The following is a 15,783-nucleotide window of genomic DNA, read 5'->3' as shown; positions in this document are numbered from 1 at the left end:
ACTTGGGTAGCATCCAGCTGCGCTTCGGTCGCGGCTTTGTTCGATCCGGCCAATGGGGCAGCACCCAATGTGGTGTTGCTCAGTCCGCTCACTGTGCCGGTCGTACCGTCAATGCTGACAGGTTTGCCACTGTCTTGGCCGATTTTAACGGTGTCGGCAAGTTTCAGTTGTACGCCGCCTTCAACGGTGTCGCTGACAATGTTGCTGTCGCCTTTGATGTTGATCGTGCCGCCCAACGCGTATTTGTTGCTGCCTGTGGTACCGCCAACGTTGATGCCTTTGGTTACTTCTTCACCTACTTTGTCCAAAGCGTCTTGAACAGTATGTACAGGTGTACCTTCCGTACCGTCGGCATGTTTGACGGTAAAGTTAGGCGCTGCGATTGAGCCGTCTGTATCGACAGTCGTATTCAACGCTGTTGCCAACGGTTTGATTTGGCTGACGTTCACACCGTCCGTGTCTTCCGTACCTTTGGCTACTTTGGCAATCTTATTACCACCGTTACTCAGTCCGGCCGTGGTCAGAGACACTTGGCTCGGAGAATTATCCGCACCAATTTTCAGACCCTCGGTAGTCAAGACGCTGTTGCCTGCGATAACGGTTTCTGCAATCACATTGGTGGCATTGACGGCATTGAATTCAACATCGTCTGAAGTGGCTACGGTGATGTTTTTGCCGTCGCGGGTCACTTTGATGTTTTTGCCTTCTTTAATGGCTACTTCATCATCAGGACTGATTTTTTCAGACGACGTTTCTTCATTGACCTTCAGCTTCCAGCCTTTCTCGGCAGTCTCTTTCACAGACTTGATTGCGTCGTGAACCGTATTTTGGTTAGTACCACCGATATTGCTCATGGCGATATTGCCGTTGGTGTTTTCTGCGTTACCGCCCAAAATAGTTTTTAGATTCACTTGGCTAGCATTCAGCTGTTCTTCGGTTGCAGCTTGGCCTTTGGTGGCAAAGTCCGTACCGCCCAAGGTTTTGTTGGTCAGTCCGCTTACCGTGCCGTTCGTACCGTCAAGTACAATCGGAGTGCCGCCGGCTTTGCCCAACGTAACTTTGTCGTTCAAACCGAAATCAACTTTGCCTCCCGGCAGGGTTTTGGTCTTAATGTTGCCATCGGTACCGGTGTAAGTAACGGTGTCACCTAAGTTGACTTTTTCAGACGACCCTTCATCAGCGGCAATGACCAAACCTTTCTTCAACTCTTCGCCCACCTTATCCAAGGCTTCTTGAACCGTACCGACAGCGGTATTTTTCGTGCCGTCCGCTTTAGTTACGGTGAACGCGGGCGCAGCCACTTCACCCGTTGTCGGGTTGACTGTTGTGTTCAATGCGGCTGCAATCGGTTTGAGTTGCTCGACATTTACCGCGTCGGTATCCGCAGTGCCTTTGGCTACTTTGGCAATCTTATTGCCGCCGTTATCCAGACCGTTTTTAGTCAGGGATACAGGAGCGTTTGCAGCACCGTTAGAGATGGTCAATCCGCTGCCGTTCAACTCACTGCCGCCGACGGTTACTTTATTAAACTCGACGTCGTCTGAAGTGGCTACGGTGATGTTTTTACCGTCGCGGGTTACTTTGATGTTTTTGCCATCCTTGAATATTACCGTTTCGCCTGCCGCCACTTTTTCGGCAGCATCGCTGTTAGCTTGTAGGTTCCAGCCTTTTTCAGCGGTTTCTTTGACGGATTTAATCGCATCGCTGACGGTAGTCTTACCTGTTTCGCCGATGTCGGTAACCGTTACCGTACCGTTTTGGTTGGTTGAACCTGCACCCAAAACATTTGCCAGATTGGTTTGTGCGGCATTGATCTGCTCTTCTGTTGCAGCTTGACCTTTGGTAGCGAAACCCGTATCGCCCAAGGTTTTGTTGGTCAGTCCGCTTACTGTGCCTTTCGTGCCATCGATAGTAACGGGGTTGCCACCCTCCACGTTTTTGCCGATGGTTACGATATTGGCAAGACTGAAGTCGATATCCTTGTTCGTGCCACTAGTCGTAACGATATTTTTGTCTTTGCTCGTGTACTTGACGGTATCACCCAGATTGATTTTCTGGTTATTGCCGTTGTCCGCCCCGATGTTCAGACCTTTGTTCAACTCTTTACCAACCTCGGTCAATGCGTCTTGAACGGTATGTACGGTAGTACCTGCAGTACCGTCGGCATGATTGACGGTAAAGCTTGGTTTTCCGACCGTACCGTCCGCACCAATGGTCGTGTTCAACGCTGTTGCCAACGGTTTGATTTGCTCGACATTTACCGCATCGGTGTCTGCCGTACCTTTGGCTACTTTGGTGATCTTGTTGTCGCCGTTATCCAGACCGTTTTTGGTCAGGGAGACAGAAGAACCTGTCGTGCCGTTGGAGATGGTCAGTCCGTTATCCTCCAACACGCTGTCGCCTGCGGTGACTTTAGGTGTAACCAATCCTGCATTCGTCAGCGTGCTGTCGCCTGCTTTCAAGGTAGTGGCAGTTACGCTGGTCACCGTAATATCGTCATTCAGTTTGACGGTAACGTTGTTGCTATCGGCGGAAGTGGTGATGTTGCTGCCACCTTTAATGCCGACGCGCTCTCCCAGTTTTTTGCTTGAGGTCGAAGTGTTGCCGTCCGCATCAAAAGTCAGACCTTTGTCAGCCAGCTCTTTAAGCTGAGCATAATTCACAGCATCATCTTCATTTTCACCTTTAGCAACTTTGGTGATCTTGTTGCCGCCGTTGTTCAAACCGGACTTAGTCAGGGATACGGGCGAACCTGCCGTACCTTTGGCAATGTTCAGGCCGTCATTCGTCAGTACGCTATCACCCGCCTTTAAAGTATTAGCGGTTACGCTAGTCAATGTGATTTCGTCTTTCAGTTTGACTTTAATGCCATCTGCGCTTGCTTCGGTTTCAACATTTTTGTCGTCGCCTTTAAGGTTGACGGTTTCACCCAGCTTGGCTGCATCGGTTGTACCGTTATTACCCGCAAATGCAATACCCTTGCTTTCGACAGCAGTTTTTGCCTCTACGCCTTTTTGAATCTCGGCTTTTGCGGCATCTGAAAGGTCGAGTTCGTAGTTGGTGGTTTTGGTTTGGTTGGCGTTTGTCGCTTCAGTCGGATTCAATGCCAGCTTACCGTCAGCTTTTACGCTCACAGTCGTTTTATCAGCATGAACGGTATAAAGTGTCTGATTACCAGTAACTTGAGAAGCAACATGGGTATTATCGCCTGCCGCTACGATGCTGATTTTCTCGCTGTCGGCAACGGCTTTATTGATGGCATTGGCAACATCAGTTGCGGTAGCAAATGCATCGCCTGCTGTATCCGCACTGATTACGCCGCCAGTACCCGCTGTCAACGCAGATTTATTTACGTTGAACGCAACGGTGCCCCCTTTGTTTTCGGCAGTCGTACCTGTGCCGTCAACGAAGTTCAGCGTGGAATCGTCTTTAGTCAACATTTTGGCAGCCGTACCGTTGACTTGTACGCCAATGTTTTGCAATGCGCTGTCGGCTTTTTTCAAGGAGTCTTTGGTTTTGTCAGACAAATCCAGATTGTAGATAGTGACATTGGTGGTTGTATTTTCAGACGACGTCAGTTTCAAACCGTTGTCTGTACCTTCCGCAGAGACAGCCGCACCTTTGGCATTGACGGTGTAAATCGCATGACCGTCAGTCAGGCTATCGGTTTTAGTAACACTGACGACGTTTGTACCTTTTTGAACCTCGGTTTTCGCGGCTTTAACTTGTTTGTAGCTTGCTGCGTCGGTATCTACTGCGCCGTCGGCAATGTTGGTAACCTTGTTGCCACCATTGGAGAGTCCGCCCGCGGTCAGGCTTACAGTGTTGCTGCCGGAGCCGATGGTTACGCCGGAGCCGTTAACGGTCGTACCTCCAGTAGTAACGCCATCGCTGAAGGCTGCGGAAGTCAGTCCAGTCAATTCTTTTGCCAGTTTGACGTTCAGCGTGTGATTTTGGTCGTCTGAAACTACACCAATATTATTATCGGATAGCTTATTCCGATCAGTTTGTCCACCTTTGACTGCTACGGTGCTGCCGAGTTTACGGTTGAATTGGTTGCCAACATCGCCTGTAAAATTCAGAGGGCTATTAACAGCTCTATTCAAAGCGGACAGCGCATCGCCAACAGTATTGTAGTTAACTACGCTTGAAGTAGCGGGAGAATCTGAAACAACTGCATAAGTCGGCATGGAAACGCTGCCGTCAGTACCCACTTGCGTACCCAGTGCTTCAGCTATTTTCTTCAATTGGGACACATTGACTGCATCATTATCTTTGATGCCCGATTTCACATTACCAACAATGGTCGGTACGGAAGTTTGCGGGTCTTTGGCGTTCAAAGCGGCAATGGTTACATCACCGTTATATTCTTTACCACCATCTACATAAGTAAACGATACTACTTTTTGTCCGCCTACTTCTTTAACGTTGCGGGTTAAAAGCTTTCCGTCTTTATCAATATAAGAGAAAGGGGCATCATTGCTGACCGTAGTCAGAGTGTTGACGCGCAGATTATTCATTGCATCTTGGAGCTGCCCAACATTAACCGCATCATTAGTATCCGTACCTTGACCCAAATTAGTAATACGGTTTCCAGACATATTTAGTCCGCCTTTGGCAGTAACTACGCCTGTAAATTCAGGGTTATCCACCGTATTAATACTTACAGTGGTTCCCGATTGATGCAGATGTATATTTTTACCTGCCTCAAGTCGGAGGGTAGAACCACTTGTAATTTCCTGCGAAGAATGATTTTCGGCACGACCATTGGTTCCGGTAGCAACAGCCGTGTCTAATTGAAACGATTTAAAGGCTGACGTTTTCAAAGACGCAATTGCCCTATCAACGGTATTTTCACCCGTACCACCAATATTATTCATGGTAATACTGCCGTCTTCAGCCAACTGTGCATTATTACCCAATACATTTTTAACGGTTTTGGCAGTATTGCCCAAAACGTTTTGTACCGCATACAGCTGGCTGCCGTTGATGGCATCGGTAGAAGTATTAGAGATTTCACCCGGAGCAACGTTTTTCAATTGACGTTCGTAGTTTTTAGAACCAAAGGATACTTGGTCGCCGGAGGTAATATGGTTACCACCTGCAAAGCCTGAGTATTTCAGATTGTTGACAGTAGCTTCGTTGACTTCGGTTGCATCGGTTGTAGTCGTACTGCCCGCACCGATTGCCACAGAGTTGCCTTTGGTGGCTTTCGCGCCCATACCGAATGCGGCAGAGGCGACGCCTTCAGCAATCGTACCCGTACCAAAGGCTGTGGATAATTCGCCTATTGCCTGTGATTTAGTACCGATGGCTACCGCAGCTTCGCCTGAGGTCGTATGAGTATAACTATCTTTACCAGTTGCCATCACATCACCGGTATAGTTTTGATAAACCTCTTTAACCGTTTTACCCGTACCGTCTACAGTTTTCACTGCAACGGTATCCCAGTCGTCCGCACCGATGGCGATAGAAGAATTGCCTTTTGCGTCTACATTGTTACCGATGGCAGTAGATTGATCGCCCCATGCATTGGCATATGCACCGATAGCAACGGTTTGATTGTAATCATCTTCAGCCGAAGCTGGTTTTGCAGGATTGGTTGCAGAAGCGTTAAAGCCAATGACGACAGAGCGCGAGTTATTAGATCGAGCCTGATCACCGATAACAACAGAGCTAAATTTCAAAGCCCGTGCGTCATTACCGATCGCAACTCCCGCGGATTCAGCTGCATGACTGGATTTACCGATGGCGATGCTATTACTATAATCGGCGTTTGCGCCATTACCTAAAGCGATAGCGTTTTCCAAACGGGTATGGCTGTTCAAACCAAGCGCCAAAGAAGCCTCGCCGTCTGCATTGGCAGCACGTCCTAACGCAATAGAATCAGTTTTCCAAGCATTATTGCCCGAGCCGATAGCGATAGCATATCTTTTGTCAGCCTTCGTACCTGCACCGAATGCAATCGTGTCAGCATCATTAGCAACAGCCCCTTTACCGATTGCCATTGCCCGATTTTGCACAGCATCGGCACTAGTACCGATAGCAACAGTATCTTCTCCTTTTGCTTTGCTTTCATTACCTACCGAAACAGCATTCAAATTCAGAGCTTGTGCTTGTCGACCTACTGCTACAGAGCCTATTGCTTGAGCATTAGCGTTGAAACCGAATGCTGATGCACCTGCTTTTTGAGCTTTGGCATATGGACCAACGGCAGTAGTAGAATCATCAGTAGCTCTTGAGCCATCACCTACAGCCACGCTGGATTTACCTGATGACTCAGTATCCTGACCACCTGCAAACGAGTTTTGACCATAGGCATTTGCTTTTTGGCCGATAGCGGTTGCATTTTTACCGTTTGCTTTACTTAGCGAACCGACGGCGACCGAACCTTCACCCGTAGTCTCACCATTCACATTAAGTACAGAGTCTGCTGCCGCCTCAACGGTAGCCTTGCTACCAATTGCAACCGCATTGCTTGCAGCCGCTTTGGCTTCAGGGCCGGCAGCAATCGCGTTTTCGCCAGTTGCGCCGTCGTTGTTGTAGTTGGCTTTTGTTTGATCTGTGCTATTTACGCTATAAAAATGGGTTTGCGACGTACCGGTCAGCTTACCGTCAACAACCTTGATGGTTTTGTCGTCCACCTTAACGTCGTATTTGATTTTAGTATTGCCGTTTGCTTCGGTATCAACGGTAACGGTAGTTGCATTGCCGTCGGCAAATTGCACGCTTTCTCCGGGCGTAATAATGCCCTTCGCCGTGCCCGCATTATCTTTGACGGCAAAGCCTTGGTTGACGTAAGTATTGAGATTGGTCAGCACATCAGCGACGCTCCGAGCAGGAGTTGCATTGAAGTTAACTGTACCATTACCTACCGTATTCGGCGTAGCACTGCCTTTGAGCACGTTATAAGACGGCAGCGTTACCGTACCTTGACGGTTTGTAGGATCAGTACCCACAGCCGCACCGCCACCCAATGCATTGGCAACCGCTTTGGCGATATTGCCCGAACCAGCATGGAGCGCGTAAAGCTGGCTGCCGTTAATCGCATCGGTAGAAGTTGCAGTGATTTCACCTGGTGCGACATGTTTGAGTTGACGTTCGTAACCAGCCGAACCGAAAGAAACTTGCGAACCTGGGGTAATGTGTGTCGTTCCCGCAAAACCGCCGTAAGTAATACCATTAACTGTCGCAGTTGTTACAGCCGTTGCATCGGTATTAGTGTGCGACCCCGCACCGATGGCGACGGACTTATCCTGAGTAGCGGACGCACCCACACCGAACGCTGATGCACCCAAACCGCTAGCGATCGTACCCGGACCAAAAGCCGTAGACAAAGCACCTGTCGCCTGCGCCTTCACACCTACCGCAACCGCTGCCGTAGCAGACGTAGTACCTTGATAACCACCGGACATATCAGAGCCAGTCAATGCCTTGTACTGTGTATTTACGCTTTTTTTTGCATCATCCCAGTCATCACCACCAATGGCAATCGACGAATCGCCCGTTGCACGGGTATTGTTACCAATGGAAGTTGATTGCGCACCTGAAGCATAAGCCTGCGGACCAATGGCAACCGCTTGTGTTGTACCTGTCGCTCTTGCTTGCCAACCAAGGGCTACACTCTGTCTATTTTGTGCCAGTGCGGCAGCATTGGCATCCACGCCAGAACCGATGGCAACAGAATCCTCTCCAATCGCCTGTGTATTAAAACCGACCGCAATCGCCCTTCCAGCTCCTGTCACTCCACTATACAAACCCCTTGCAAACGAATTTTTACCAATAGCAATCGAATTAGCTAGCGTCGCTTGCGCACCTGTACCAACGGCAATAGTATCACTGGCCTGAGCTTGTGCACCCTGACCAAATGCCAATGCCTTTGCAGCTGTCGAAGCAGCACCTTTACCAATAGCAACAGCTTCTGCCCCCGTTGCTTGCGTATTTGCACCAATAGCGACCGTACTGATTTCCTTCGCTTGTGCTTCCGTACCCACAGCAATTGCATTGTTGCCACGTACGGTTAAATTGCTACCCACACCGATAGCACCATCACCGCTAACGCCTTGATTTGTTATTCTGCCCGAATCATTGTTACCAATCGCAATGGCACTTGTTCCATTAACATTAGTATCCGCACCAATCCCTATTGCCTTTTGACCAGTTGCCTGAAGATTAACACCGATAGCAATGGAATTATTACTATTCGCAATAGTCGTATGAGTTGAGTTTGGACCGATTGCCAAAGCCCCATTAGTTTTAGCTTGTGCATTATTACCAATGGCAAGAGCACCCGTTCCATTTGCTGAAGTCGAGCCGTCACCAATAGCAAATACCGCCCCACCTGTTGCAGGTTTTGCATTCATCGCAGCCCAAGCCCCTTCGGAAAATCCCAATAATGCCGCGCTCAACGCCGTCAGCCTGAATAAGGTTTTCAGACGACCTTCCTCTGAGGCGCGCATATCCCCTTCAGCACCTTCGCTACTTGATTTGACACGTCCCTTCGCCAATTCGGAAGTAACGACGAAAGAGCCGATGGTACGGTTCCATACTACTTTGAAAATCTTATTCATAACAATCTCTCTTGGTTGGATTTATTAAAAAATATCAGATTGAATTCAAGCATATACAATCAAAACAAGACGGACTCCCCGCACTGTCCCGCCGCCAAATCTTCTTCTTCTTCAGGCACACGCGGATTTTATGAGACAGGCATTCATTTATTTTGTTTATATATTATTGAAAATCAACCAGACTGACGCTAATTGTCACTTAAGTACAATTTTTAGAACATATCTATATCAGTAGATATAGTATAGAAACTTCATCAAATTGCCGCTTATACAAAATAAGCTCCGATAATCTTTAAGTTTCTTTTATTTTTTAACTCATATTTACTTTTACAAGTGGAACTATGTATGGAATCCTGCAATTTTTATGCCAAACTCTCATACTGCATTTATGGCTATGTCGTTTTATATTATATTTATATTTGAATGAATATAATGAAAAATTTTAAGATGCCGTTGCAACGGTATTGATTTGTAGAATTAATCCTTCACTCTGCTTTTACCGTCTTCTAGCGTAAGGAAGGGAATTGACAGCAGGAGCCTGCGTCAGTCCGGGAAAATACAACTGTTCCTCTGCCATAACTCCCGTCAACTGTATTCGTGGGCATAGCCCGCGCTACATCCGATCTTTTAAACTCTCACTAGCGGGCATAGGGAAAACGACGCAAAAAGGTCGTCTGAAAATGCGTGCATCGCAAGCCCGATGCTTTTTCAGACGACCTTCTTAAAACAGGTTGCTATAAACCGTAACGCGGACTTTGCCCGCGACAATACAACTTTCCTTCTGCCTTTACCCCCACCAACTGCATTCGTGGGCATAGCTCACGCTATAGTGGATTAAATTTAAATCAAGACAAGGCGACGAAGCCAAAGACATTACAAATAGTACGGCCAAGGCGAGGCAACGCCGTACTGGTTTAAAGTTAATCCACTATACATTCCGATCTTTCAAACTCTCGCTAGCAAACATAGGAACACAACGCAAAAAGGTCGTCTGAAATATCCATAGCGGGTTTCGCTACTTTTCAGACGACCTTTTGAAGGTGGATTGCAATAAAGCTATAAAAAAGAATCAACGCCCCATTTCGCTCTGCATGGCGCGGATGCTTGCCTGCCTGTCGCTGACATCACGGGTCAGGCGGTTGATTTTTGCCTGATCCCCCTGACGGCGGGCGGCGGCAAGTTGGGATTGGGCACGCGCTAGTGCGGCCTGCTCGTTGCGGACTTCTTTTTGAAGGATTTGCTTACGCGACATTTGAGGCTTCGCAGGTGCGGATACAACGGGCGCAGGAAGGATTTTCGCTTTGCGGTTCATCTCTGCGGCACGCGCTTTGGCGGCTTTGGTATCCGGCTGGTTGCGCAGTCTCACATCCAGGCGGGGATTGGCGGCTTCTGCGGTGTTGGTTACGCTGCTTACTGCCGGACGCGGAAGGATTTTAATGTCGTCAATTTCGGGGGCTGCCTGACCGATGGCTTCTTTTAGGTTGACCGTTTCGGGAACAGCGCTGTCGGCTTCTTCGCTGCTGACGGTCGCGCTGCCGTCAACATGGGACACGGTACATTCGGCACCGGTTTTCTGGTTGGTAAAGACAATGCCGTTTGCGGTTTTGCAGATATAGGTAACGGGATTTGCGGATACGGCTGAACTGCTGAGGCAGAGCGCAGCCGCAAGGATATAGGGTATCGGTTTCATGGCGGCCTCAAGATTGGCGGGAAGCGGGCATTATACTATGCTGCCGGTTAGGGAATTTCAACTTATCTTTCAAGAATGTTAAATTCAGCGATTTACAGAAAATAGGGGTCGTCTGAATTCTGTTTTTCAGACGACCTTTTTTCCATATGCCTTCGGGCAAAATTCGCACTACCGCTCAGTGGAGGCATTTCCCGCCGCTGCTTCCCACAACTCCCTCTTCTTCCCTGCCGTCAGTTTTTTGATGGCGATTTCCTGTTTCAATGCCTCGCTTTTGGAGAGGTCGTCTGAAACGATACGCATCGCCGTCGGTTTGTTCAGCCGCGTGTATTTCGCGCCTTTGCCGGCGAGGTGGGCGGCAAACCGCTCTTGCGGGCGGTTGCTGATGCCGCAGTAAAGCGCGCCGTTTTCGCACAAAATCAGGTAAACGCTCCAATTTTCCGCGCTCATGCGTCTGCTTCCTTGGCGAAACTTTCTGTGAAAATACGGACGGCGGCTTCGGTTTTGGCGGACTGGACGCGGTAAGGCGTCACCAAATAAAGGCTGACCGGCGGCAGCGTCCATTCGGGCAAAACGGTTTTCAGACGACCTTGGGCGATTTTTTCCCGAACTTCGCCGCCCACTTGCAAAGACAAACCGAAGCCGCGTTCAGTCAGGCTGCGGACGGCAGCAAGATGCGTGCAGGCGATGCTGTCGGCGACGTCGAGAAAATAGCTTTCGCCGCCGTGTTGCAAGGTCGTGCGGACGGGCAGGAAGTGCAGCCAGCGGTGGGCGTGAAGCTGCGAGGGATGGGTAATGGGCGCATGGCGGTCGAGATAATCGGGCGCGGCGCAAATGGTGTACGGCCAGGTAACGAGATGACGCGCAACCAAATTGGGATCGTCCAAAGCGCGGTCGCCGCCGCGTATGGCGATGTCGGTTTGGCTGTGTTGCAGATTGTCCAAGGTATCGCTGAAATTGAGGACGGGGCGGATTTTGGGAAACTCGGTTCGCAATCTTGAAAATGCCGTCTGAAAAGCGCGGGACTCGATGACGGTGGAAGTCAGGGAAATACGCAATTCGCCGACGGGTTCGGTTTTCAGATTGTCGATAACGGTATGCGTATCGGCAACAGTCGTGGCAAGGCGGCGGCAGTATTCGCCTAACGCTCTGCCGGCATCGGTAGGCGAAAGGCTGCGCGTGCTGCGGTTTAACAGCTTGATGCCGTGCAGGGTTTCGAGGCGGTTGATGTGCTGGCTGACGGCAGACGGGGTCATGCCCAGTGCGGCAGCGGCGGCGTTCATGCTGCCGTGTTCGAGGACGGCGGCGAAAACGAGTAGGGGTTTGATGTCTTGCATTCTATTTCTATTATTTAGTTCAACTTCACAATCATAACAGCAAAACAGGGATTATCAAGCGTTTCAGACGACCTTACAATGCGTTCATCTAATTAATCACATCTCAACAAGGAGTCAAACATGAAAATCGCAGTCATCGGTGCAACAGGTTATGTCGGCAACGCAGTGGTTCAAGAATTGGCAGGTCGCGGTCATGAAGTGACCGCTTTCGCGCGCAATACTGATAAAGTGTTCCAGGCGCAAAATGTTGCCGCCGTCTCCGCAGACGTGAACGCGGCAGATTTTGCCGACAAGCTGGCAGGCTTTGACGCCGTGGTCAGCGCGTTCAATCCCGGCTGGACTAATCCCAATATCGGCGCGGATTTTACACGCGGCGCAAACAGCATCGTCGAAGCGGCAAAAACGGCGCAAGTGCCGTATCTCTTAATCGTTGGCGGCGCAGGCAGCCTGTATGTTGCACCTGATTTGCAAGTTGTCGATACGCCCGACTTCCCCAAAGCCATTTACGACGGCGCCAATGCCGCACGCCATTTATTGACCGCACTCCTGCCGCGCCGAGATGTGAACTGGTCTTTCGTTTCCCCTCCGGCACGACTGGGCGCGGACGGCGGGTTCAGCGAAGACAAAACCGGCAAATACCGCTTGGGCAAAGACGATTTGCTGATGGACGGTGAAATTCCGGCAGGCATCAGCGTGGCGGATTTGGCAGTCGCCATCGCCGACGACGCGGAAAACAAAACGCATTTGTTTGAACGCTTTACCGTTGCCGCCGCTTAACCGCCGTCTAGGGCAAAGGTCGTCTGAAAACCTTGGAAATCAGGTTTTCAGACGACCTTTTTAATTTTAGACCGTGCCTTATGAAATCCTTAAGCTTGGTTAATTTACGAAAATATTTTGGAATCCATCACCTATCACTCATTTGTATTTACGATGCAAATTTTTATAACTAGAGAAATAATACACATTAAAAACAACAAGATTTATTGCATTGCGTCATTATTGTTTTATAATATATGCATATTTTACACATGCCATCGTATTTACCTATGCCATATTTTGCATGAAGCGTAAAACTTTTTTTTCCTCTTTTACTCTAAACTTGCGAACAGCTCTACCTCTTTACCTGCCCGCCTCCCACAGGCAGGCACGACGCGAATCCAATAAGGTCGCGTCTATTTGTTTTCCATCACATGAGACCTATCATGAAAAATACCACCATTCAGAAATTTGCAGATAAAACCGCCAAAATCGGCATCGTCGGCTTGGGCTATGTCGGCCTGCCGCTGATGCTCCGCTATGTGGACATCGGTTATCAGGTTTTGGGCTTCGACATCGACAAAACCAAAGTCGACAAACTCAACAAAGGCGAAACCTACATCGAGCATATTCCTGCCGAGAAAATCGCCGCCGCTTCAAACAGCCTGTTTGAAGCCACCACCGACTTCTCCCGCATCGGCGAAGTGGAAGCCGTGATTTTGTGCGTACCGACTCCGTTGAACAAATACCGCGAGCCGGACATGAGCTTTGTTATCGACACTACCGACGCAGTGAAACCTTACCTGCGCGCCGGTCAAGTGTTGTCTTTGGAATCCACCACCTATCCCGGCACAACCGAAGAAGAATTGCTGCCGCGCGTTGAAGAAGGCGGCTTGAAAGTCGGTAAAGACGTGTTCTTGGTGTACTCTCCGGAACGCGAAGACCCGGGCAACCCGAATTTTGAAACCCGTACCATCCCGAAAGTCATCGGCGGTCATACCCCTGCTTGTTTGGAAGTCGGTATCGCGCTGTATCAGCCTGCCATCGACAAAGTCGTACCGGTAAGCTCCACCAAAGCCGCCGAGCTGACCAAGCTTCTGGAAAACATCCACCGCGCCGTGAACATCGGCTTGGTGAACGAGATGAAAATCGTCGCCGACAAAATGGATGTCGATATTCACGAAGTCATCGCCGCCGCGGCAACCAAACCGTTCGGCTTCGTTGCCTACTATCCCGGTCCGGGCTTGGGCGGTCACTGTATCCCCATCGACCCGTTCTACCTGACTTGGAAAGCGCGCGAATACGGCGTGAACACCCGTTTCATCGAGTTGGCAGGCGAAGTGAACTCCCACATGCCCGACTACGTCATCAGCAAAGTGGGCCTGGCTTTGAACGAACACAACCGTTCCATCAAAGACAGCAAAATCTTGGTTTTGGGTATCGCCTACAAGAAAAACGTGGACGACATGCGCGAAAGTCCGTCTGTGGAAGTGATGGACCGCCTGCACAAATTGGGTGCAAACATTTCCTACTCTGACCCGCACGTGCTTGAGTTCCCGTACATCCCCGGCCACCACTACTTCGACCTGAAGAGCGAGCCGCTGACGCCGGAAACCATAGCGAAATACGACTGCGTGGTGCTGACGACCGACCATGACAAGTTTGACTACGACATGATTGCCGAACACGCCAAACTGATTGTCGATACGCGCGGCAAGTTCCCTGCGAAAAACCCGAAAGTCGTGAAAGCGTAACACCTTTGATGATTGAGGCGGACTGCTTGCCGACAGCTCTCGGCAGGCAGTCGGCTTTCTTAGACCGTTTGTTTTCAGACGACCTAAGAAAGCCCTTATTTATATGATGCTGCTGCGTTTTCAGGTCGTCTGAAAATCTTGGCGGCAACAAACCCCACCTATTTATGAATATAAGAAAAATACTCGGTTATGCCTTAGGCCCGATAGGCAGCGCGGCTTTCGGCATCCTCTCGCTTCCGCTGATTTCATGGTACTACCCTGCGGAAGACATCGGCCGCATCGTCTTACTGCAAACCATCTCCGGTCTGGCCATCCTGATTTTGGGGCTGGGTTTGGATCAGGCGTATATCCGCGAATATTACGCCGCTAAAGATAAAGCGTCCCTGTTTAAATCCATCAGCCTGTCGCCGTTCGTTTTGACGACTGTCGTGATTTTGGCGGTGCTTGTATGGAATACGGCTTGGCCGGCAGATTTGATTTTTGATTTGCCAGATAAAACCTTGGGCTTGCTGTTTTTAATTTTCCTGCTGACCTGCCTGTTTGCGCGGTTTCTCTCCCTAATACTGAGGATGCAGGAAAAAGCCGTTGCCTTTTCCCTCAGCCAACTTACACCGAAATTCCTGATTTTGGCGTTGGTTTTGTTATTCGTTTTCAGCGGTGTCGAAACTGATACCGTCAGTCTTGTTCTTGCCTACACCGTGGCGCAAGTATTGACTGTCGCCGTTTTGACATACCAAACCAGACATGAACTGCGCGCTGCTGCGCGCGCTCCTTGGTCGTCTGAAACCCATCATGCGAGCCTGCGCTACGGTTTACCCTTGGCATTCGGGAATTTGGCTTATTGGGGATTGACCTCAATCGATCGTTTTGCGCTCAAACAGTGGGCGGGTTTGAATGAGCTTGGCATTTACTCGATGGCGGTCAGCTTCGGCGCGGTTGCCCTGATTTTTCAAAGCGTATTCTCAACCATTTGGGCGCCTTTGGTGTTCAAATGGGTGGAAGACAAAACCCATTTGGATAAAATCGGCGGCATCACCCTTTCGATGACCGAATTAATCAGTGCGATGATTTGTTTTATCGGCATTTTCTCGCCCGTCGTTACTTGGATATTGCCCGACAAATACGCTCCGGTACAGTTTTTGCTGCTCTCATGCATGTTGTATCCGCTGTTTTATACGCTTACGGAAGTCAGCGGTATCGGATTGAACGTTGTTAAACGAACTTGGTTAATTACAGCAGTCAACATTGTCGCTTTTGCCATCAATTTCAGTCTGCTGTCGCTACTGGTTCCCCATTTGGGGGCGCGTGGTGCAGCCATAGCGAGCGCAATATCGTTTTGGGTGTTTTGCATCATCAAAACCGAATTTTCATCTAGGGTGTGGCGTCCTCTGCCGCGGCTGAAAATTTATACCAATACCGCTTTGAGCGTACTGCTTTGCCTGAGCTACACCTATTTCGGCACAAAGGAAAATTATCCGTTGTTCGCCTTGCTTTGGCTGGCAGGACTCTCCTATCTGATATGGCGTCGCAAGTCGTCCCTTATTTCGGCAGCAGCTGCTGTCAAGAGTCGTCTGAAAAGATAATCCGAAGGAAGCGGCAGTTTTCAGACGGACACAAAACCATCGGAACTGAAACTTTTCGGCCGATATACCGCCCAATACATTACCGACGCATTCAGT

Annotated in this window: 7 protein-coding genes and 1 pseudogene; 4 read left to right on the top strand and 4 right to left on the bottom strand. The window is 49.5% G+C overall.

Going from position 1 to position 15,783, the window contains the following annotated elements; all coding sequences use genetic code 11:
• A partial coding sequence (locus HMPREF3066_RS01435; protein ID WP_141743154.1) for an ESPR-type extended signal peptide-containing protein occupies positions 1-8,570 on the bottom strand: 8,570 nt, incomplete at its 3' end.
• A gap of 819 nt (positions 8,571-9,389) precedes the next feature.
• Here HMPREF3066_RS01435 and HMPREF3066_RS13245 point away from each other — a divergent pair.
• Positions 9,390-9,540, top strand: a pseudogene (locus HMPREF3066_RS13245) (IS5/IS1182 family transposase); the annotation flags it as partial.
• Positions 9,541-9,639: 99 nt separating this feature from the next.
• On the opposite strand, the gene HMPREF3066_RS01430 reads toward HMPREF3066_RS13245, so the two are convergent.
• The 3 genes from HMPREF3066_RS01430 to HMPREF3066_RS01420 form a co-directional block, all read right to left on the bottom strand.
• Positions 9,640-10,260, bottom strand: coding sequence for a hypothetical protein (locus HMPREF3066_RS01430; protein ID WP_045073556.1), 621 nt, complete (start codon positions 10,258-10,260; stop codon positions 9,640-9,642).
• 168 nt (positions 10,261-10,428) lie between these two features.
• The gene (locus HMPREF3066_RS01425; protein ID WP_003744780.1) at positions 10,429-10,707 is read right to left on the bottom strand and encodes a GIY-YIG nuclease family protein; all 279 of its coding nucleotides are present in this window, start codon (positions 10,705-10,707) and stop codon (positions 10,429-10,431) included.
• Positions 10,704-11,594 carry a LysR family transcriptional regulator gene (locus tag HMPREF3066_RS01420; RefSeq protein WP_003744779.1) on the bottom strand — a complete coding sequence of 297 codons (891 nt, stop codon included), beginning with the start codon at positions 11,592-11,594 and terminating at the stop codon, positions 10,704-10,706. Before HMPREF3066_RS01420 ends, HMPREF3066_RS01425 begins: the two co-directional genes overlap by 4 nt.
• A gap of 120 nt (positions 11,595-11,714) precedes the next feature.
• On the opposite strand from HMPREF3066_RS01420, the gene HMPREF3066_RS01415 reads away from it, so the two are divergent.
• The 3 genes from HMPREF3066_RS01415 (at position 11,715) to HMPREF3066_RS01405 (ending at position 15,687) form a co-directional block, all read left to right on the top strand.
• A complete protein-coding gene (locus tag HMPREF3066_RS01415; protein WP_039405685.1) occupies positions 11,715-12,371 on the top strand; it encodes an NAD(P)-dependent oxidoreductase in 657 nt (218 codons plus the stop codon).
• A gap of 425 nt (positions 12,372-12,796) precedes the next feature.
• Complete coding sequence (locus HMPREF3066_RS01410) at positions 12,797-14,104, top strand: nucleotide sugar dehydrogenase (RefSeq protein WP_039405690.1); 1,308 nt, start codon at positions 12,797-12,799, stop codon at positions 14,102-14,104.
• 164 nt (positions 14,105-14,268) lie between these two features.
• Positions 14,269-15,687 (top strand): lipopolysaccharide biosynthesis protein, encoded by a 1,419-nt coding sequence (locus HMPREF3066_RS01405; RefSeq protein WP_039405693.1) that lies wholly within the window; start codon positions 14,269-14,271, stop codon positions 15,685-15,687.
• Positions 15,688-15,783: the final 96 nt, after the last annotated feature.

Origin of the sequence: Neisseria sp. HMSC03D10, assembly GCF_001807625.1 — a bacterium.
Taxonomy (GTDB): Bacteria; Pseudomonadota; Gammaproteobacteria; order Burkholderiales; family Neisseriaceae; genus Neisseria; species Neisseria mucosa.
Note: the sequence above shows the minus strand (reverse complement) of the source record. Positions and strands in the feature narration are given on the sequence as shown.

What these genes read in the sequence shown, in the direction of transcription:
- HMPREF3066_RS01425 (WP_003744780.1), bottom strand. Translation starts at nt 10,707, where the DNA reads ATGAGCGCGGAAAATTGGAGCGTTTACCTGATTTTGTGCGAAAACGGC.
- HMPREF3066_RS01415 (WP_039405685.1), top strand. Translation starts at nt 11,715, where the DNA reads ATGAAAATCGCAGTCATCGGTGCAACAGGTTATGTCGGCAACGCAGTG.
- HMPREF3066_RS01420 (WP_003744779.1), bottom strand. Translation starts at nt 11,594, where the DNA reads ATGCAAGACATCAAACCCCTACTCGTTTTCGCCGCCGTCCTCGAACAC.
- HMPREF3066_RS01410 (WP_039405690.1), top strand. Translation starts at nt 12,797, where the DNA reads ATGAAAAATACCACCATTCAGAAATTTGCAGATAAAACCGCCAAAATC.
- HMPREF3066_RS01430 (WP_045073556.1), bottom strand. Translation starts at nt 10,260, where the DNA reads ATGAAACCGATACCCTATATCCTTGCGGCTGCGCTCTGCCTCAGCAGT.
- HMPREF3066_RS01405 (WP_039405693.1), top strand. Translation starts at nt 14,269, where the DNA reads ATGAATATAAGAAAAATACTCGGTTATGCCTTAGGCCCGATAGGCAGC.